Source organism: Streptomyces sp. NPDC002669 (assembly GCF_042889165.1).
Lineage (GTDB): Bacteria > Actinomycetota > Actinomycetes > Streptomycetales > Streptomycetaceae > Streptomyces.
Map to the genome: position 1 here is coordinate 82,009 of NZ_JBIAQQ010000022.1, position 18,468 is coordinate 100,476.

At 69.7% G+C, this 18,468-nt stretch carries 18 protein-coding genes; 8 read left to right on the top strand and 10 right to left on the bottom strand.

Annotated features, from left to right (window positions below):
• Positions 1-20: 20 nt before the first annotated feature.
• From ACFYW1_RS28040 to ACFYW1_RS28065, 6 genes are all read right to left on the bottom strand, one after another.
• Positions 21-1,883, bottom strand: a complete 1,863-nt coding sequence (locus ACFYW1_RS28040) for an ABC transporter ATP-binding protein (RefSeq protein WP_388999160.1) — start codon at positions 1,881-1,883, stop codon at positions 21-23.
• A 513-nt stretch (positions 1,884-2,396) separates the two neighbouring features.
• A complete protein-coding gene (locus ACFYW1_RS28045; RefSeq protein ID WP_388999163.1) occupies positions 2,397-3,176 on the bottom strand; it encodes a hypothetical protein in 780 nt (259 codons plus the stop codon).
• Positions 3,177-3,649: 473 nt separating this feature from the next.
• Positions 3,650-4,777 carry a DNA alkylation repair protein gene (locus ACFYW1_RS28050; RefSeq protein ID WP_388998937.1) on the bottom strand — a complete coding sequence of 376 codons (1,128 nt, stop codon included), beginning with the start codon at positions 4,775-4,777 and terminating at the stop codon, positions 3,650-3,652.
• Between the two features lie 83 nt (positions 4,778-4,860).
• Complete coding sequence (locus ACFYW1_RS28055; RefSeq protein ID WP_388998940.1) at positions 4,861-5,703, bottom strand: TauD/TfdA dioxygenase family protein; 843 nt, start codon at positions 5,701-5,703, stop codon at positions 4,861-4,863.
• A 31-nt stretch (positions 5,704-5,734) separates the two neighbouring features.
• Positions 5,735-6,613: an amino acid--tRNA ligase-related protein gene (locus ACFYW1_RS28060; protein ID WP_388998943.1), complete on the bottom strand. Its 879-nt coding sequence runs from the start codon at positions 6,611-6,613 to the stop codon at positions 5,735-5,737.
• A 323-nt stretch (positions 6,614-6,936) separates the two neighbouring features.
• Complete coding sequence (locus ACFYW1_RS28065; RefSeq protein WP_388998946.1) at positions 6,937-7,062, bottom strand: hypothetical protein; 126 nt, start codon at positions 7,060-7,062, stop codon at positions 6,937-6,939.
• A 52-nt stretch (positions 7,063-7,114) separates the two neighbouring features.
• Between ACFYW1_RS28065 and ACFYW1_RS28070 the strand changes: the two genes are divergently transcribed.
• From ACFYW1_RS28070 to ACFYW1_RS28105, 8 genes are all read left to right on the top strand, one after another.
• Complete coding sequence (locus tag ACFYW1_RS28070; protein ID WP_388998949.1) at positions 7,115-7,360, top strand: hypothetical protein; 246 nt, start codon at positions 7,115-7,117, stop codon at positions 7,358-7,360.
• A gap of 114 nt (positions 7,361-7,474) precedes the next feature.
• Positions 7,475-8,530, top strand: a complete 1,056-nt coding sequence (locus ACFYW1_RS28075; RefSeq protein WP_388998952.1) for a fatty acid desaturase family protein — start codon at positions 7,475-7,477, stop codon at positions 8,528-8,530.
• A 102-nt stretch (positions 8,531-8,632) separates the two neighbouring features.
• Positions 8,633-9,778, top strand: a complete 1,146-nt coding sequence (locus tag ACFYW1_RS28080) for an inosamine-phosphate amidinotransferase 1 (protein ID WP_388998955.1) — start codon at positions 8,633-8,635, stop codon at positions 9,776-9,778.
• Positions 9,779-9,857: 79 nt separating this feature from the next.
• Entirely contained in the window at positions 9,858-11,186 is a 1,329-nt protein-coding gene (locus ACFYW1_RS28085) for a JmjC domain-containing protein (RefSeq protein ID WP_388998958.1), read from the top strand.
• Positions 11,183-12,013, top strand: coding sequence for a DUF3865 domain-containing protein (locus tag ACFYW1_RS28090; RefSeq protein ID WP_388998961.1), 831 nt, complete (start codon positions 11,183-11,185; stop codon positions 12,011-12,013). Before ACFYW1_RS28085 ends, ACFYW1_RS28090 begins: the two co-directional genes overlap by 4 nt.
• Complete coding sequence (locus ACFYW1_RS28095) at positions 12,013-12,444, top strand: GFA family protein (protein ID WP_388998964.1); 432 nt, start codon at positions 12,013-12,015, stop codon at positions 12,442-12,444. Before ACFYW1_RS28090 ends, ACFYW1_RS28095 begins: the two co-directional genes overlap by 1 nt.
• A gap of 129 nt (positions 12,445-12,573) precedes the next feature.
• The gene (locus tag ACFYW1_RS28100) at positions 12,574-13,440 is read left to right on the top strand and encodes a dimethylarginine dimethylaminohydrolase family protein (protein ID WP_388998967.1); all 867 of its coding nucleotides are present in this window, start codon (positions 12,574-12,576) and stop codon (positions 13,438-13,440) included.
• A gap of 57 nt (positions 13,441-13,497) precedes the next feature.
• The gene (locus ACFYW1_RS28105) at positions 13,498-14,772 is read left to right on the top strand and encodes a cation:proton antiporter (protein WP_388998970.1); all 1,275 of its coding nucleotides are present in this window, start codon (positions 13,498-13,500) and stop codon (positions 14,770-14,772) included.
• 132 nt (positions 14,773-14,904) lie between these two features.
• Here the strand turns inward: ACFYW1_RS28105 and ACFYW1_RS28110 are convergent, their stop codons facing one another.
• Genes ACFYW1_RS28110 through ACFYW1_RS28125 form a run of 4 tightly spaced genes read right to left on the bottom strand, consistent with a single transcriptional unit; the run spans position 14,905 to position 18,457 of the window.
• Positions 14,905-16,218, bottom strand: a complete 1,314-nt coding sequence (locus ACFYW1_RS28110; protein WP_388999166.1) for a transcriptional regulator — start codon at positions 16,216-16,218, stop codon at positions 14,905-14,907.
• Positions 16,215-16,637, bottom strand: coding sequence for a hypothetical protein (locus tag ACFYW1_RS28115; protein WP_388998974.1), 423 nt, complete (start codon positions 16,635-16,637; stop codon positions 16,215-16,217). The genes ACFYW1_RS28110 and ACFYW1_RS28115 overlap by 4 nt, the downstream gene beginning before the upstream one ends.
• Entirely contained in the window at positions 16,607-17,611 is a 1,005-nt protein-coding gene (locus ACFYW1_RS28120) for an endonuclease/exonuclease/phosphatase family protein (RefSeq protein ID WP_388998977.1), read from the bottom strand. Before ACFYW1_RS28120 ends, ACFYW1_RS28115 begins: the two co-directional genes overlap by 31 nt.
• A 54-nt stretch (positions 17,612-17,665) precedes the next feature.
• Entirely contained in the window at positions 17,666-18,457 is a 792-nt protein-coding gene (locus ACFYW1_RS28125; protein WP_388998980.1) for a LuxR C-terminal-related transcriptional regulator, read from the bottom strand.
• Positions 18,458-18,468: the final 11 nt, after the last annotated feature.

An 18,468-nucleotide genomic window follows, 5' to 3' on the forward strand; every position in this document is an offset into this window, starting at 1 on the left:
CGGCGGCGGTGCCGGGCGGCTCACGCGGGGGCTTCGTGCTTGTCACCGTCCGACTCGGACGTGATCTGGTAGGACAGCAGCTGCTGAAAGAGTCCGGGCTGTTGGGAGAGCTGCGCGTAGGTGCCCTCCTGGACGATTCTGCCTTCGTCGAGGACCACGATGCGGTCGGCGATGGCCACGTTGGTGATGCGGTGGGTCACCAGCAGCACCGCCCGGTCCCGGGCGAGGGTCCGCAGTCGCTGGAAGATGCGGAACTCGGCGCGGGGGTCGAGGTTGGCCGTCGGCTCGTCGAGGACCAGCAGACCCGCCGGGCGGAAGAACGCCCTGGCCAGGGCGATGCGCTGCCACTGGCCGCCGCTGAGTTCCTCCCCGTTGAGCCACTCGCGGGCCAGGAGGGTGTCCAGGCCGGCGCCGAGTTTGCCGACGACCTCGTCGGCGTCGGCCGCTTCGCACGCCTCGCGGACCGCCGCGTCGCCGCGCGCGGTGGGCTGGCCCTGGGTCACGTTCTCGCGCACGGTCAGCGGCCAGTGCGCGTAGTCCTGCGGCACGAGGGCGACCTGCCGCCACAGGGCCTGCGGGTCGCAGTCGCCGGTGGGGACGCCGTCCCACAGCACCTGCCCGTCGGTGGGCAGGTAGAGGCCGCTGACCAGCTTCGACAGCGTCGACTTGCCCGAGCCGTTGAAGCCCACGAGCGCGGTGACCTCACCGCGGCGCAGGGCGAGGGAGACGCCGGACAGGGCATCGCGGTCCTTGCCGGCGTAGCGGTGGGTGACCGACTTGACCTCAATCGTCTCCGGTGCCGTGGGGTGGTGCGGGCCGCGGCGCATGCGGTAGCCGCCGGCCTTGTCGAGGAACCCGGTCCAGTCGTCCATGTACAGTCCGGTCCGCACCGCGCGGGCGCCGACGGACACCAGGCCGCGGACCGACGTGCCGACGGTCTGCAGGGCGAAGACGGCCGTGCCGGCATGACCGACGGTGATCCGGCCGGTCGCGAGCAGCCACACGACCGCCGCCCACACCACGGCCGAACCCAGACCTCCGCACATCGCGCCGGCCAGGGACATCCGGGCCCCTTGGTCGGCCGCGGCCCGGTCCTCGCGGTTGATCCGGGCGACGGTGTGTTGGTAACGGCCGGAGAGGAAATCGGCCATGGTGCCGGCACGGATCTGGTCGGCGGCGTCCTTGGTGTAGATGTGCCAGCGCAGCACGGACAGCATCCGGTTGTCGCCGTTGCTGCGGAGGTTGGCCAGGTAGCGGACGCGCGCGGCGCTGACCTGGGCGAGTGCCTGCGGGAGGCTGGCGGCGACGAGGAGGGGGAGGAGGACCCAGTGCACGCCGGCCAGGACGATGGCTCCGGCGAGGAAGGCGGCGGCCGAAGCGATCAGGTCCTGGCCCTCGTTGATCAGGTCGCCGGTGACCTGGGCGCCGCGGTCAGCGGCCTCACGGTCGCGGTTGAAGCCGGGGTCGTCGTAGGCGCACAGCTCGACCTCGGCGCAGCCGGTCAGCAGCATCTGCTCGGCCTCGCGGGACATCAGCGGGCCCAGCCGGGAGGAGAGCCAGCTGACGGTGATGCCGAGGAGCGCGCGCACGCCGGCGGCCCCGGCGAGCAGGGCGACGGATGGCCATGCCTGAAGGAGCCTCTGGTAGACGTCGCCGTCGCGCAGCAGAGCGGTCAGGGTGCCGGCGATGGCGACGAGGCCCAATGCCTGCATCACACCGGCGACGGTCTGGCACAGCAGGAGGCCGACGGTCGCCCGCCGGTCGACGCGCCAGGCCAGGGCCAGCGAACGGCGCACCAGCTGCGGCAGGCGGCGGGCCATGTCGCGCATCCGGATCGAGCGGCCGGCCGCTTCGCGGCTTCCGGTCAGGTCGACGTACCGCATCTGCGCCTCGGGCGCGGAAGCCGCCGCCGACGGGGCGGTCGCGGAGGTGGCGGACGGCGAGGTGGCGGGCGGCGAGGTGGCGGGCGGCGAGGTGGCGGTGCGCGGTCCCGGAATGCTGTCGGCTGATGCATCGGTGGGCTCACTCATGCCGCCCACCCCGCATCCGGATGTCCTGAGGGGCACGTGCCGCCAACGCTGCGTGTGATCACGCCGGGCCGTCGCTGTTCGATTCCGGGAGGCTGCTGCAAGGGGGCAGGGGCGGGGTGCATGGAGTCCTCCGTCTGGGCGTCGGTGTGGCACTGATGCTCTAAAAACGCGGTGGATCTGATCCCCGTCACGGCCGATCGGAGGGCATTTGGTGAATGCGAGTTCTAATGCCGGGTCGGGTCGTGCGGGCTCTGGGGTGTCGCCGCTCAAACTCGTTCGATCAGGTCGGGTCACTCCTTCGGGGGGTTGCGGACAGCACGGATGAGCCTGAGCACGATAGGTGTCGTATTTGCACGACAACTGTCGTCATCCCTCTCTGATCCCCTTCTCTGGACTCAGCCGCTCGCCCACCTCAGCTAGGAGTTCTGCGAGCATGGGTCGGAGACGAGCGGCGAGCGCGGGATCGGTTCGTTCCAGTTCGGCCGTCACCACGGTGATGGTTGCGCTCAGCGCGCGGTGGAGTTCCGGTTCGGCGAGTGAGCGGACGAGGGTCGTCTCCAGCGGTGCTGTCAGCTCATCGGGCAGCAGGTGGGCGCCCTTGGCGTAGGCGGTGGGGCGCCCCAGCCGCAGGCAGGCCAGTGTGATCGCGTGGTCACGGATGGCGCTGATCCAGTGCTCGGCTTGCCACCAGCGCCTGCGTCGGATGCAGATTCCGGCGTGGAGGGCGTGGTGCCAGACGAGTCCGACCAGGGTGTTGCAGTCAGGGCCGGTAAAGGGTTCGAGCGGTTGCGGCTGACCGAAGATCGTCCGCCATTGCGGGCCCCGAGGGCCGAACTCGGTCTCCGGCGCGAAGGTCATGTCGATCTCAAGCCACCCGGGCAGGAGGAAGACGCGGATGGTGCTTGTGCCGACTTGCAGGTCCCAGTGGTGTTGCGCGTCGAGTTCGTCGTATAGCCAACTCGTCCATCGGTTGAGCGCTGCGGTGAGATCACCGCGGACGGCGAGGACGATATCGGTGTCCGACCAGCGGTCGCCGACTCCGATGGCATGCGACCCGGTGAGCGCGGCACCGACGATGGTCTCGTCGGCTTCGGCGTTCGCGAGTAGCCGGTCTCGGATGCTGTCCCGCTCTTCGGCGGAGAACATCACGCAACTCCCCTTTCTTCGTGCTCGCGCGTGGCGATTCCGATCTTCCTGCCTGCGGCCAACCACCTTGGGACAGCGGCTGATCGTGATAGGGAGTACGGATGTTTGGTCGACTCCCGCTCGTTGAGCAACTCGATGGCTTGCGGTCCGTTCTCTCCCGGAACGAGGTTCTGACCGACGTGATGACCAGGTGAGCCTGGGCACGGTGGTTGTCGTCGGTGCCCGGAATCTGTCGTACGGCGCCTTGATCTGGGTAAACGCCTGGCTGAGGCATCGTGCGCCTCCTCCTGGAAGGGGTTGACGACAAGTACGGTGCGAATCTCCCGACAGCTGTCGTGCCACTTCGGTGCCCAGCCGCAGGCCGGAGGGCCGGCGTACGACAAGTGCCGTGCTCCGGCACAACGGACCAGGCCGCGGCACACGCCGACGGCGGCCTGGGACGGGCGATCGAGGCTGGAAGGGCAGGTGCGGGGTCAGGCGCCGAGGATGGTGAAGGTGACCGCGGGGAAGCGGCGGCCGTTGACCTGGAGGGCGAGGGAGTAGGAGCCGGGGGAGACCTGCCACCGTGCGGTCGAGCGCAGCGGGTACGCCTTGGCGAGCCGCAGTTCCCGGCCCGGCTCGGCGGTGGCACGGCGTACGAAGGCCACCTTCTCCCGTGGCCGGCCGCCCGGCCCCGTAGTGGAGATCACGAGCATCACGTGGACCGGGGCGGGCTCGGTGGCGGTGAGAGCGGCGGAGAAGGCCAGGGCATCGCCGTCGCGGAGTTCGGTGCGCTCCAGGTCGAGCGGGGTGAGGGTGATGGGTGCGTCGTGGGAGTAGTCGAGGAGGGCGTAGGCGGGCGGCCAGCCGGCCTTCAGCCGGTTGCGCAGGGCGTTGCGGGCGAGGAAGGCGAACTGCTTGCCGGTGACCCGGCCCGAGGTTTTCCATCGCTGGAGGGTGGTCAGCACGAGGTCGGGATCGGTGGAGGCGGTGTCGGACAGGTGGTTGGCCACGGAGGTGCGGACGTAGGGGTGCGGGTCGTCGTAGAGGGTCTCGAGGATGGGAAGGCCGGCGTTGGCGGGCAGCTGGATCCGTGGGGCACAGGGCAGCAGGGGCCGGGTGGCCTCGCTCGCCAGTCGGCGTACCCGGAAGTCCTCGTGGCGGGTCCACGTGTTGACGGCTTGCATTGTCTCTTCGGGGAAGTCGGCGAGAAAGTGCCGTACCGGGAGCTCTGAGGAGAAGTATCCGGTCATGCGGGCCAGCGCGGCGAGCGACCGGTCCAGGTGCTCGGCGGTGCGCAGGTAGCGGGAGACGTAGTCGGAGTGGGGTGAGTAGAGGTGCAGGCCGAAGTCGTTGGTCACGCCGGCGGCTGCGGGCGTCGGCGGCAGCGAGCGCAGCAGGATGTCGAGCGCGTCGGGGCCGGTGACCGGGAGGTGGTCGTGCAGGCCCTGGCTGGTCCGGGCGATCCGGGCTCCCAGCTCCAGCCGGGGGAGGTCCGCCATCACCGACGCCACGAAGCTGTGGGCATCGAACTCGGGGCACACGGCGTGGACTTCGCGGCCGATGCGGGCGATGCGCTCGGCGTTGAGGGCGGTCTCTTTCAGGGGAACCTTGGCGGTCATGGGCAAACCCTAGGGTCGGCGGCGGGGGCTGCCCTCGTGTTCACGCCGCGGGTCATCCGACGGTGTGAACACGAGGTTCGTGGCTATCGGACGGCGACGCGGTACAGCAGCCGGCGGTGGAGGGAGCTGTCGCAGGGGGACGCGGTGTGGAGGGTGGCGAGGTTGTCCCACACGACCAGGTCGCCCTGCTCCCAGCGGTGGCTGTGTACGTATGGTGCGCTGGTCGTGTGCTCCAGCAGCTCGTCGAGCAGGGCGCGGCTCTCCGTCTCGGCGAGCGTGGTGATGCCGCTGATCACCATGGAGCCGAGCAGCAAGGATCGGGCGCCGGTGGCCGGGTGGGTCAGGACGAGCGGGTGCTCGACCTCCGGGTGGTCGGCCAGGCTCCCGACGGCGGCCGACGACTGGCCGCCGCTGGCCTGGCTCTGCAGGGCACCGAGTTGCTCGATGGAGTGCACCGCGCGCATCCCCTCGATCCGCTGCCGCATCGTCGGGGGGAGGTCGGCGTAGGCGCGGGTCGCGTCGGCGAAGCGGGTCTCGCCGCCCTGGGCGGGAGTGATGACCGAGTAGAGCATCGTCGCCGCGGTGAGGCCGGGCTTGAAGCTGTTGTCGGCGTGCCACTCCTCCTCGTTGTCCCCGTCGTAGACGCCGACGTGCTCGCCGTCCTCGACGATGTTGCTGATGACGGTCAGGCCCGGGAAGCCGCCGACGGCGTACCGCCGGTCGACTCTGGTGTCCACCGTCCCGAAGCAGGCGGCGGCGGCCAGGAGATCGGCGTGGTTCAGGTGCTGGCGGGGCACGATCAGCAGCCGGTGCCGATGCAGGGCCGCCGTCAGCCGGGGCGCGAGGTGCTCGGCGTCGGTCGCGAGGTTGCAGTCGACGACGGCGCCGAAGCCGCTCTCGTCGAGCGGGCGCAGCGACAGGTCCATCGTCACTCCTTCCGGACGGTGATCTGGCCGGTCAGAACCGGTGCGAGGGCTGGAAGACGGTGATGTCCTTGATCCCGGAGGCGGCCATGCACAGCCGCTCGATGCCGATGCCGAGTCCGACGCTGCCGGCCGGCACACGTCCCGTGCCGATCGCCTCCCAGGCCAGGGCCTGCTCGTCGTCGTACAGGTTCACGGCGCGGGCCCGTTGGGCGAACGCGGCCTGGTCGGGCTCGTCCTCGTAGCCGTGGACGACCTCGATACCGTCGACCAGGACCTCGAAGCGGTTGAGGACGGCAACGGTGTTGGGCATGAGGCGGGCGCACGGCTCGTCCCCGCCGACCGGGTACTCCGTCAGGAACAGCGCGGAGCCGGTGCTCTGCGCCTCCAGCTCGCGCTCCACGTACTGCCCGAGCACCGTTTTGAACGGCATGCCGGTGCTCATGCCAAGGTGGGCGGCCATCCGCGCGGGCAGGTCCCCGAGAGGTTCGCGGTGCAGGTCGATGCCGAACTGGTCACGGACATGGCCGGCCACGGAGACCCGCTGCGGGGTGAACGGGATGTGCGGGCCGATCAGCCTCTCGGCGAGCGCGATGAGGAAGTTGAAGTCCTCGTCGGCGGCATAGAGGTCGAGCATCTGGAACTCGGGGGCGTGCAGTTCGTCCGGCTTCTCGGGCCGGAAGCACGCGCCGATCTCGAAGACCCGCGGGTGGTGTTCCAGGTTCACGCGCAGGGCCGGGCCGATCATCGCCCGCAGGAACCGCCCGCCGTCATGGTCCACCAACAGACGGCGTCCCGGGCCGAGGTCGGCTCTGCGCATCGTCGGGGTGGTCACCTCGACGAAGGTCTCCGCGCGGAGCATGTCCCGCAGGCTGAACAGCAGGTCGGATTTCATGACGACGGGGTTGAGCATGGATGCTCCTCAAGGCCGTTGTGTCCGGGCGGAGGCGAAGGGGAGCCGGGCCCCGCGGTGATCTCTGGTGCGGGGGGCCTCGGCGGGACCACAACGTAGCCGCGCCCGCACGAGCAGTAGAAGCCCTCCGACCGGCCCTGCCACGGCCAACGGGCCCGATACAGCGGCCGTTCAGGAACAAACTTTGACGTTCTCGCAGCTCAACCAGGGTGGGGACGCAACGGGGACGCAACGGTCCTGTGCAACCGGCGCAACGGCCCGAGCCGTTGCGGCCCTCTTCGGCCGGGTTCTAGCGTGACTGGCCAAGCGCCCGGCGTGGCCAGTCACGCTCCTTCGAAGGTGGACAGGACGTGCTCCGGCTCGGCCTTCTCCACCGGCGTGCGCCCGCGCCATGGCGTGCCGAGCCGATGGTTCAGCACCTCACCGGACCCGCGGCCCGGCAGTTCCACCGCCCGATCACCCGGACTTGCGGACCATCCGCGACCGAACAGGGAGAACTCGATGACCGCTACCGCCGTAATGACCCCGGACACCGGCCTGAAGGCCGGCATGCGCCCGGACGCCGCCGACTTGAAGCTCGGGATGCGCCCCGACGTCCCCGCGCTGAAGGCCGGGATGCGCCCCGACGCCGCCGCGCTGAAGGCCGGCATGCGGCCGGACGCCGCCGACTTGAAGCTCGGGATGCGCCCCGACGCCGTCGAGCTGAGGGCCGGGATGCGGCCGGACAGCGCCTTCGCCGCGGCCTGACCCGCGGCTGAACCGCCCTGCGTCGTGCTCCGGCGTGCCCCAACGGCAGGTTGCCCGAGGGGCGCGCCGGGACACGTCCCACTTCCATCCGCACCGTATCGACTGGAGAACCTGATGGGCAGGCCCGCCGCCGGAAGGAATCGCAACGGCACCGGAGCCTCCGGCCCGGTGCGCAAGGCCCTCGGGCAGCAGCTCATCGCCGACCTGGAGAAGCTCTGCGGACGCCCGGCCATCGGCCTGTGGGACGTCGCCTGGGACCTCATGGCGATCGCTGCCGCAGCGACCGCCGGCCACCTCATCGGTCACGTCGTCGGCCCCTTGCTCGCCGTCTGCTACATCGGGGTGCGCCAGCGCCACCTGTCCAACCTCGGGCACGAGTGCGTGCACTCCAAGCTCATGGCCACCCGCCGTGCCAACCGGATCATCGGCTACCTCCTGACCGGTCTGCTCGGCGAGGGCTTCGAGCCCTACCGCAGCAGCCACTACGTCCACCACGCCAAGCTCGGCTGCGACGATGACCCGATGTTCCAGTCCTACCGGGCCGGCAACATCCGCGCCGCGGGCCGGATGCCCAGCCGCCGCGCCTTCGTCCTGCGGGTCATCGTGCGCAACGCCCTGTGGCGGCTGCCGAAGACCGCGGTACTGACCCTGGTCACCCGCGCGCCGGGGGAGACCTGGCGGGCCCTTGCCACCCGGGCCGTGCTGTGGGCGGGCGTCGTTGCCGCGCTGTGGCCCGTGGGCGGCGTGCCGTATCTCCTGCTCTACTGGCTGCTCCCCCTCGTCCTGGTGCGGCCCGTCGTCACCTGGATCACCGATCTCGGCAACCATGCCGGGCTGATCGAGAACGACGACGTGCTCCTGCAGACCCGGGGCTGGACCTCCCACTGGCTCACCCGGCACCTGCTCGGCGGCCACCTCGACGACATGTTCCACCCCATCCACCACTGGTGCCCGCAGATTCCCTGGCAGCGCCTGCCCGAGGCCCACGCCCTTACCGCCGAGCACCTGCCGCGCTTTGCCGAAGTGCCGTGGTGCTCCGGCTACTTCTTCCGGCGGCGCTCCACCCCCGGCCAGCCGTGCGTGATCGAGGACATCGTCACCCGGCTCGCCGCCCCCGGCGCCAGCTGCTCCCCGCCCCGCCACGCCCCGGCAGCCCGGCCCCGCCCCTGAACCCGACCTCCGCATCCCGTACGGCGCCACCCCGCCCCGGCGCGTACCCGCGCACCGGAGACACGGGAGCGCCGTCGCCCGCCGCCGAGGAGGCGGCCCATCATGCCCCAGTCCGCGCCCGCCTCGCCGCCGGCCCTGAACAGCTTCGACGAGTTCACCCGACTCGACGAGGTCGTCCTCGGCCGTGCCGATCACTACGACGCCCACCACACCGACACCTCGTGGCGGCTGTTCTTCTACGACAACGTCGCCCCCGTCCTCGGCCGGCACACCGGCCCGTCGGGCCAGGAGCTCCTGCCGATCCCCGCGCAGCTGGTCGACGAGCTCAACGAGGACATCGCCGGCCTGGCCGACGCCCTGACCGGATGCGGGGTGAAGGTTCTGCGGCCCGCGGCACCCGGCAAGGACGTCGACATCCGTTCCCCGCACTGGGACGCCAGGGCCACCCCGCCGCTCAACGTCCGCGACCAGACCATCATCCTCGGCAACACCATCGTGGAGACCGCACCCCACGTCCGCGCCCGCATCTTCGAGAACGACCTGCTCAAGCCCGCCTTCTACCGCTACTACAGGGACGGGGCGAACTGGTTGAGCATGCCGCGACCGGCCCTGGCCCGCGACTCCCTGGACACCGCCTACTTCACCCGCCAGAACCTGGACATCCACCGCGCCACCGACGGCGAGAGCGCCGGCGCGATCGAGGGCCTGGGCCTGGAGATGGTCTTCGACGGCGCGCAGTGCATGCGCCTGGGCCGCGACGTGTTGGTCAACGTCGCCAACCACAACCACGAACTCGCCCTGCGCTGGCTGAGGGACAACATCTCCGGCCTTCGGTTCCACCGCCTGGACGCCATGGCCGACAACCACATCGACAGCGTCCTGGTCCCGTTGCGCCCCGGCCTGATGCTGCTGCGCTCCCCGGCCTACCTGAAGTACCTGCCCACGGACATGCAGTCCTGGGACGTGATCTACGCCCCCGAGACCGACGACAGCAACTTCCCGGACTACAGCGACCTCGGCTTCGTCATCCCCATCGGCAGCCGGTACATGGACATCAACGTCTTGTCCATCGACGAGAACACCGTCGTCGTCAACTCCCTCTACCCGGAGCTGATCGAGGTGCTGGAGAGCCGAGGGTTCACCGTCGTCCCCGTCCGCCACCGCCACCGGCGCCTGTTCGGCGGCGGTTTCCACTGCTTCACCCTCGACACCGTCCGCCGCGGCGGACCCGAGGACTACCTCAGCTGAACCCCGGCACCCCCGTGCACTGCCCTTTGCTCTCCCGCTTCCGGCCACAACGGTCCGACCCGACGTCAGGAGATCCTTGATGAACACCACGGCCTGTCCCTGGCCGCCCGACCAGAGCTTCTGGACCGGCACCTTCCCCGACCACACCACCGGGCGGACCACGCCCTTCCTGTTCAAGGGCATCATCCCCGCCACCGCGGCCGGCCCGGACGATGTCCTGACCGGGTTCGAGTCCATCCGCCGGGCGCGCACAGCGGGCACGCGCGTCAAGGCGCACGCCCGCGTCTACGTCGGCGAGGACCGCCGCGATGACCTCCTGCCCCAGGCACTGACCGCCCCGTCCTGGAACGGGGGCGTGGACGGCTTCGTGCCGTGGATGCAAGACCTCGCCGGCGCCGAGCGGTTCTCCCTGGTCATCAACAACCTGGAGACCGTCAGCCCCGCCCTCGCCGCCGGCCTCGGCACCTTCCTCAAGTCCCTCATCGACGGGTGGGGTCTGCCGCTGGGCGGCGCCGAACAGGTCGCCTTCGCCGGCAACTACGCCGGGACCGCGTTCGGTATCCACGAGGGCTACGAGGACGCCTTCCTCATCCACCTCGGCCCCAACGCCAAGAACTTCTACTGCTGGCCCGCCGAGCAGTACGAGAAGCTCACCGGAGGCAAACAGCCCACCTACGGCGACTACCACGCGCTGCTGGAAGAGGCCGAGCACTTCCTGCTGGAGCCGGGCGACGCCCTGTTCCTGCCCCGCCGCGTCTTCCACGTCGGCACCCAGGACACCTTCTCCGTCTCAGTGGCCATGCCGCTGTACACCTACCCGTACGCGCAGCTCCTGCAGAGCCGCATCATCCCGGATCTCCTCGCCGGCCTGGCCGGCAACGGACCCGACGACCCGCTCAACGAGCCCTCCGCGATGGCGGACACCACGGCCGGGCCCGGCGCCGTCGCCGACCGGCTGGCCAATGTCGGCAGCAAACTGCTGACCGTCGCCGCCGACCGCGTCCGCGAAGCGGCCCGACAGCACGCCGAGCAGCGGTGGGCCACACTGCTGAGCAACGGCGGCTGGGAACTCGTCGAGGACGACCTCGCCCGCAAGGAGGCCGCGGACGCCTTCGACCCCGAGAAGGTCACCCCGGGCGCCGCGATCCGCCTGATCGCCCCCTACCAGGTGACCACCGTGCCCGACGACGACAAAGAATCCTCCCGGGTTCTGCTGCGCGGCCACCAGGTGGGCGTCGCTCTCGGCGGCGCGGGGCTGGACCAGGACACGGTCTCGGCCCTCAACCACGGCGACACCCTCGTCCTGCCCGACAACGCCGAACACCTCGAGGCCGTCCGCGCCCTGGGAACCACCGGCGGCCTGCACCTGACCCCCCGCCCCGCTGACACCAAGGACGCCGACGCATGACCCCCGACAACAGCCTCGTCCAGGCATACCTGAAGGCCCACCCCGAGACACGCAGCGCCGTCAACGGCACCCTGCTGGGCAAGTTCGCCTCCGGCAACGCCCTGGTCACCAAGCACCTGGCCCCGATGGTCGGCTGGACGTACGCCAGGATCGCCGAGAAGGTCGACGCCGCCAACCTCAACGAGCACCAGGCCCGGATGTACATCGAGGAACTCTCGGTGTTCGCCCGCTACAACGCCCAGTACCTCAAGGCAGCCGCCACCGCCGTGGAGGGCTATTGCCCCGAGCTCGCGCACGAGCTGCGCCGCAACCATCTGGAGGAGGGCGGCGAACGCGGCAAGGTGCCCGCGCACTACGTCCTCTACACCAACGCGCTCCTGTCCGACCTCGGCCTGCTCGTCAACGGCCACGTGCCCGCCCCCGAGACCCAGACGCTGGTCAACCTCCACCAGTGGATGGTCGGCTCGCACATGCCCAGCTTCATCGCCGGCGCCTACTACGCGACCGAGGCCGTGGCGATCGCCGAGACCGAGATCCTGCGCGACATCACCAACCGCTACGGCGAGCTGACCATCCAGCGCAGCGGCAGCGAGCTGAAGAACCTGCACCACTACTACGAGCTCCACCTCGACGACGGGCACGAGGCCGCGCAGGTCGACGGACTCAGTGTGGAGGCCGCCCACATCGAGGGGCTCGCCCGGTTCATCAAGGAGAGTGAACTCTTCCACCTCGACCTGCCCCAGGCCCTCGACGGCTTCCTGGTGATCGCCGAAGGGATGACACACTGGTGGGCTCAACTCACCCACCGTGCCTCGGAGATGAACTGATGAACGCCACCCCCGACACCGCCGCAGCATCCCAGGAACGCTCCGGCGGATGCCTGTGCGGACAGATCCGCTTCACCGTCAGGGGCAAGGCCGTCTACCCGCACACCTGCAGCTGCCCGCACTGCCAGAAGCTCGGCGGCGGCCCCATGATCTGGTGGGCCGGGTTCGCCCCGGAGGACGTCACCTGGGAAAGCGGGACCGAGCCCGCCTGGTACGACACCTTCAAGGACGAGGCCCAGCGCGGCTCCTGCCCGAACTGCCACAGCACCCTCGCGGCGATCGACAAGGACGTCCCCGAGCTCGGCATCGTCGTCACCGCCCTGGACGACACCAGCGGAGCCGACCTCGTCCCCGTCAACCAGTCCTTCCGCGACAACGCCGTGAACTGGCTGCCCCAGGTCCCCGACACCCAGCACAGCCCCGTCGGCTGACACCCGCGAAACCCCCGGGGGCCGGCAGCCTGACCTGCCGGCCCCCGGACCCCGCCCCTCCTGGGACCTTCCGCCCCGTGGCCGGCTCGCAGTCCGACCCGTCCCGCACCACACCCAGGAGAACTCATCGTGCTCACCCCGCACGCCACCAGCGAGTACGGCACCCTGCACCACGTCGCCATGCGCTACGCCGGCAACACCATCCCCGACATCGACGGCCCCCGTGTCCACCCCGTCCTGACCCGCCAGAAGACCACCAGCTCCTGGAAACCGTACGACCCGGCCACCGTCCGAACCCAGCAGGACACCCTGATCGACCTGCTGCGCAGCCGCGGCACCACGGTGACGCTCCTGGACGCCGCGCCGGGCTGTCCGGTCCAGCACTACCCCCGCGACATCGCCTTCGTCGTCGACCACGTCCTCGTCACGGCGCGCTTGAACTCCACGCACCGCCTCCCCGAGGCCGACGCGCTCGCCCCGCTCCTGACCGGCGCCCCGCACGTCGCCCACCTGGACAAGGGCACCATCGAAGGCGGTGACGTCAGCCTCCACACCGGCACCGTCCTGGTCGGCCTCGGCGAGGAGACGTCCCCCACAGGCGTGAGGGCGCTGCAGCGGGCACTGGACCACCACGGCGTCGACCGCGAGGTCCACCCCATCCACTTCGCCGTCGACGGCATCGTCCACCTGGACGACCACTTCACCATCGTCGCTCCCGGCACCGCGCTCATCCACCGCGCCGTCTTCCCACCCCCCGAACTGCGCTGGTTCGAGCAGCACTTCGACCTCATCGACGTCACCGACCACGAAGCACACGCCGTCCAGATCAACGTCCTGGCGCTCTCCCCGGGAACCGTGATCGTCGCCGCAGGCAGCGACCGCATCGCCGCGCAGCTCACCGCGCGCGGACTCGAGGTCCTCACCGTCGACTACTCCGAGGTCACCCGGATCCCCGGCTCACTGCGCTGCACCACCCTGCCGCTGACCCGCGCCTGACCCACCTCCTCCCCGCCCGGCCGCCGTGCGGTCACTTGCCCGACTCCTGGAGCTGCCGTGCCCGACCCGCTGCTGCCCGTGCTCCTCGCCGTCCCGGTCGTGATCCTCGCCTGCCAGGCCGGCGGGCGGGCCGTACGGGTCCTCGGCCAGCCACCGGTCATCGGCGAAATCCTGGCCGGGATCCTCCTCGGCCCCTCGCTGCTCGGCTGGCTCGCCCCCAGTGTCCAGCACCACCTCCTGCCGCCCCCGGCCCTGCCCACCGTCTCCGCCCTGGGCAACCTCGGCCTCCTCGCGTTCCTCTTCCTGACCGGACTCGAACTCGACCTCCGCAGCCTGGGCACCACCCACGGCGCGGTCGCCGCCGTCAGCCTCACCGGACTCCTGCTCCCACTGGCCCTCGGCACCGCACTGGCCGCCGCCCTCTACCCGCACTTCGCCCCCGACGGGACCCGACACCTGCCGTTCACCCTGTTCGTCGCCGTCGCCCTGAGCATCACCGCCTTCCCGGTCCTCGCCCGGATCCTCGCCGACCACGGCCTGCAGACCACCCCCCTGGGCACCTTCGCCCTGGCCTGCGCCGCCACCGACGACGCCCTCGCCTGGTGCCTGCTCACCGCCGCCATCACCCTGACCACCACCGGCACCACCCTGTCAGCCCTGACCACCCTCGCCCTGACCGCCGCCTTCGCCACCGGCCTCACCCTCATACGCCCCCTGCTGCGCACCCTGGCCGAGCGCGCCGCCCGCACCGGCGACGAACTCGTCCTGGCCCTCCTGTTCGCCGGGCTGTGCCTCAGCGCCTACACCACCGACCAGATCGGCGTGCACCCCGCCTTCGGCGCCTTCCTGTTCGGCGCCGCAGCCCCCCGCGGCCTCCCGGCCATCGAACGCAGCGCCACGCGCATCCGCGCCGTCGTCCTGCCGCTTTTGCTGCCGCTGTTCTTCGCCGACACCGGCCTGCACACCGACTTCTCCACCCTGCCCGCCGGACAGTGGAGCTGGGGAGCAGCGATCCTGGCCGTCGCCGTCATCGGCAAGTGGGGCGGAGCGGCCGGAGCCGCCCGGCTCACCGGCTCCGACTGGCGCTGGTCGGCCGCCGTCGGCACACTCATGAACTGCCGCGGCCTGACCGAACTCATCGTCCTGGGCATCGGCCTCAAGACCGGCGTCATCACCGAGCCCCTGTTCACCCTCCTGGTGATCATGACCGTCATCACCACCGCGGCCACCGCCCCGATCCTCCGGCGCGTGGCTGGCGACGACCCGAGAATGACCCCGCCGGCACCACACGAGGCCTCCGAGCGTGACCCGGTCCGGGAGATGACCGGATGACCCGATTCCCCGCCCCAGTCCTGGATGCCCTCCTCACCCCCGCCTGGCCGAGCCATTTCCCAGCCGCGTCGACCACGGCGCACGGCAGCTCAACCCCGGCGGGCAGACGTGCCCCGGCAGGAGCCGAGGACGTCAGAAACCGTGCAGCGGCTTGCCCGCGTTCAGGTGGTCGAGCCGTTCGGAAAGCCGCCTGCTCATCAGGTGCTGCGCCGCCTGGGAGGCTCGCTTCGCCACCGCCGCGTGCGCGGCCGAGTCACCGCGCAGCCGCGCCAGTTCGGCCTCAGTGATCATGAGATCCACCGTGTCGCGCGTCCGGTCCGACGAAAAGGCCGACGCCTTCTTCAGGGCCTGGACACCCTGCTCGGCCAGCCCGGCGACGGCGAACGCCCATGCCGCCTGTCCCTCCAGCTCGCGCAGGTCGAACCACTCCAGCCAGGCCGGGCTGGGGCCGCTCTGAGCGCGCGCAAAGAGCTCACGGGCCCGCTTCACTGCCGCCACGACCTGGTCCGGCTGCCCGTTCAGCGCCCACGCCCGGGCCTCGGTCACACATGCGTACGCCCTGACGAGAAGAGGAGCTCCCTCCGCCGCCAGCACAGCACTGCGCGCGTGCGCGAGCACATCATCCTGCCCTTTCTGGGCCGCCGCCAGCCGGGCCTGGTGAATGTGGACCCGGGTGATGCGGGCACGGTCACCGATCGCCTGGGCCAGCCGCATCGCCTGAAGGTCGTAGCGCTGGGCCAGACCAGGAAGCTGGTCGTCGTAGGCCATCGAAGCCATCGCGAGAGAGGCATCCACCACGCTTCCGTACAGCCTGCGCCCGGTCCGCGCGGAAAAAGCCCCGTTCAACATCGGCGTGGCATGAATGTCCATCAACGACGCGAATACACCGCGGAACTTGCCCCCGCCGTGCTGGGAGTCGAGCTTTCCGTACAGCCGCGTCTGCTCGTCGAGCAGGTCGATGTCCACTGCCGTCACCTTGCGCTGCCCGTGGCCACTGATGTCGGCGTCCGCCGGCATCACGAGCGCCTCCCGCGAGGCGGGACCGAACACACTTGGAGAGAACGCGCTCTTGACGACGCTGCGCCGGCGCATGGCGTCGAGCGCCCACAACCTTGAGAGCATGCGTACGGAGTGGGAGACGCCCAGGTACTCCAGCGACTGCGCCGCGACCAGACCGGTGTCGGACGGCCAGCCCAGACTCTCCGGTGTCACGGCCCGGTGCAGGGCCGCCGACAGTACGTGGCACGCGGCGGCTGCGAGGTCGTCGCCGGGAGTCGCACCCTTACACCACCGTGAGACGGTGCTCGTGACCACGCTGTAGGGCAGACGTACTGCCTCGCAGCGTGCGGCGACCCGGCGGGCGAAGCCGCTGATCGACCAGCCCAGAGTCTCCAGGTGCCTGAGTAATTCCTCGTTGCGCTCCGCTTTCGCTGATCCCGGGCTCATCGCCACGCCACCCCTCGCGATGGAGCCAGGAGCATCCCGAAAACAGATGCTCCAACCGTCCCTGACACCTGCGTCGCCTGGCTGACGGCCAGAATCCGGGAAGCGATCCGCTGGGCTCCGTCTGTGCCGCGATGACGTCCGGCCAGCGCGGACCTGCCGATCAGCGACCAGGCGCCGCGGCCCGCCCGTCCGGCCCGGTCCGGCTCGCTCTTCACGGGTTCCGCCTGCTGGCCCAACCCGGCAAGACGTTCTCGAAACCAGGTGTAGGCGAGAAAGGTCTGGAACACGACTTGGGCCAACTCCTGTAATGACAGGCCCTGGTGGTCCTGAAGTGCAGCCAAGGCGGCACCCGTCAGGAGGTGGCCCGCAGCGCGGTCCGTCTCCCGGCTCAAGCCGTCTGCGCCGGCGGGGGCAAGCATGAGCACTCCCTAGAGGTGCGCTGGATGGGACGGAGACGGGCGGCTATGCGGTCAACCGGGCCGTCGGGGACGGAGATCTCGGCTGCGCGCCGGTGGGCGGAGGGGCAGAAGTCCGCGACCACAGGCAGGTGATCGGACAGCTCGCAGGAGACCGGTGTGCGGATGACGGCCCAGCCCGTCAGCAGGGCGGCTGTCCCGGCGGCGGGCAGGATGTAGTCGGACCGCATCGGATACCGCTCGGTCTCCGACCAGTGCCCGACGGTCGCGGCCCACGGGTATCCGAGGCTGCTCACGGGGTCACGGAATCCAGCGAGCTGTAGTTTCGCCTGGGCGTCACGGTTCGATGGCCCGTAGGCGCCGCCGGGGTCGAGGCGGCGGTGACGGGAGTGCAGATGCGGTGGGAGCCAGTCCCATGAAGCCGGTTCGGGGTCGCCGGGCCACATGCCGTTGAGGTCACCGGCCAGAATGACGTCGTCGGCACATCCGAACTCGGTGATCCAGCCGGCCTCGATACTGCGAGCCTCCGGTGAGAACGGCGCGAGGTGAGCATTGAAGACGCGGACGCCCCATCCGGATTCCGTGACGATGTCGGCACGCGACAATGTGTGATGGAATTTTCCCTCCGCCGCGTCAGGCACGAAATCACGGAATGCGGCCCGCCCGTGCCGTACGAGCGTCATGAGATGGCAGCCGTGGCTGCCGGACGGGGCTAACCGCCAGTCCATTCCCAGGGCCTCACCCGTGGCCCGGGCCATGGCCATTTCATCGGAGTCGAAGAATTTGGCCTCCTGCAGGAGGAGCATGTCAAGGTCCAACAGATTCAAAAGCTCCATCTGCCGCCCCCAACGGCCAGCCGAGAGACCGCGGGTGCTGGTGCGGTTTCCTTTCCATCCGTCGAGTCCACCGTCGAGCATGTTGTACGTGCAGAACCGGAGATTTCCCTTCGGCTTGATCAGGAAGTCCGTGAGGAGCATTTGGTTAACCTTTCCGAGTGTTTGACCGGCTGCCCGATGAAGGGTTCCGGGATATCAGAAGAAACCCATTCGTATTGCGTATGCGACAGCGTGGGATCGATTGCGCAACTGCAGCCGTTCCATCAGGGCGTGCAATATGTACTTGACTGTACGTTCGGAGTAATTGAGCTTGTCAACTATTTCTGCGGTGCTGTGCCCCTCGGCGCACATACGGAGCACTCGTATTTCCCGGTCGGTGAGACTGTTGGAAGGGATTCCGTTTGGCCGGAGCCCTTGGAGTTGGAGGCGGCCAATCTCGCCGAGAAGATCACCGAGCAGGTCGGACGGCAGATGGCCGCCACCGTGCGCGACAGTTTCGATAATGTTCACCACATGCTCTGGGGTCACCTCGGAACGCATCACCAGGCCAGTGACTCCACATTCCGTGACTTTCGCCAGCTGCATCCTGTTGACGTTCTCGGCCACGAGGACAATGCAGGAGCGGCTTGACCGCTGGATTCGGCGCAGTGTCACCAGCACATCGTCGTCGATGGTGTGTGCCACTACTACGGCGACTTGAGCCTGCTGCAGTTCTTTCTTGTGGAGCAGATTGATCTCCGGCCTCGGGCGCAGCAGTGCCTGAATTCCTGAAAGGGAAAGCGGATCTTTCGAGAAGAGGGCGACGGACGTCCGTTGTGATGGGGCGGCTGCCCCGCGGCCAGATGCAGAGGGTCGAACAGTGTGATGGACTCGTTCCTCGTCCGGAGTGTCGGACGGACACGCTCCGGGGGCGGAGCTCCCTGAACCGGCTGGCAGCCCAACTGAATCCAGGCACTCGTTATTACCTGATGAACTCTCTTCCAGCATGGATCCTCTTC

Coding starts and splice junctions, on each gene's coding strand:
- ACFYW1_RS28040 (WP_388999160.1), bottom strand. CDS start 1,883: ATGCGGTACGTCGACCTGACCGGAAGCCGCGAAGCGGCCGGCCGCTCG.
- ACFYW1_RS28045 (WP_388999163.1), bottom strand. CDS start 3,176: ATGTTCTCCGCCGAAGAGCGGGACAGCATCCGAGACCGGCTACTCGCG.
- ACFYW1_RS28050 (WP_388998937.1), bottom strand. CDS start 4,777: ATGACCGCCAAGGTTCCCCTGAAAGAGACCGCCCTCAACGCCGAGCGC.
- ACFYW1_RS28055 (WP_388998940.1), bottom strand. CDS start 5,703: ATGGACCTGTCGCTGCGCCCGCTCGACGAGAGCGGCTTCGGCGCCGTC.
- ACFYW1_RS28060 (WP_388998943.1), bottom strand. CDS start 6,613: ATGCTCAACCCCGTCGTCATGAAATCCGACCTGCTGTTCAGCCTGCGG.
- ACFYW1_RS28070 (WP_388998949.1), top strand. CDS start 7,115: ATGACCGCTACCGCCGTAATGACCCCGGACACCGGCCTGAAGGCCGGC.
- ACFYW1_RS28075 (WP_388998952.1), top strand. CDS start 7,475: ATGGGCAGGCCCGCCGCCGGAAGGAATCGCAACGGCACCGGAGCCTCC.
- ACFYW1_RS28080 (WP_388998955.1), top strand. CDS start 8,633: ATGCCCCAGTCCGCGCCCGCCTCGCCGCCGGCCCTGAACAGCTTCGAC.
- ACFYW1_RS28085 (WP_388998958.1), top strand. CDS start 9,858: ATGAACACCACGGCCTGTCCCTGGCCGCCCGACCAGAGCTTCTGGACC.
- ACFYW1_RS28090 (WP_388998961.1), top strand. CDS start 11,183: ATGACCCCCGACAACAGCCTCGTCCAGGCATACCTGAAGGCCCACCCC.
- ACFYW1_RS28095 (WP_388998964.1), top strand. CDS start 12,013: ATGAACGCCACCCCCGACACCGCCGCAGCATCCCAGGAACGCTCCGGC.
- ACFYW1_RS28110 (WP_388999166.1), bottom strand. CDS start 16,218: ATGAGCCCGGGATCAGCGAAAGCGGAGCGCAACGAGGAATTACTCAGG.
- ACFYW1_RS28115 (WP_388998974.1), bottom strand. CDS start 16,637: ATGCTTGCCCCCGCCGGCGCAGACGGCTTGAGCCGGGAGACGGACCGC.
- ACFYW1_RS28120 (WP_388998977.1), bottom strand. CDS start 17,611: ATGCTCCTCACGGACTTCCTGATCAAGCCGAAGGGAAATCTCCGGTTC.
- ACFYW1_RS28125 (WP_388998980.1), bottom strand. CDS start 18,457: ATGCTGGAAGAGAGTTCATCAGGTAATAACGAGTGCCTGGATTCAGTT.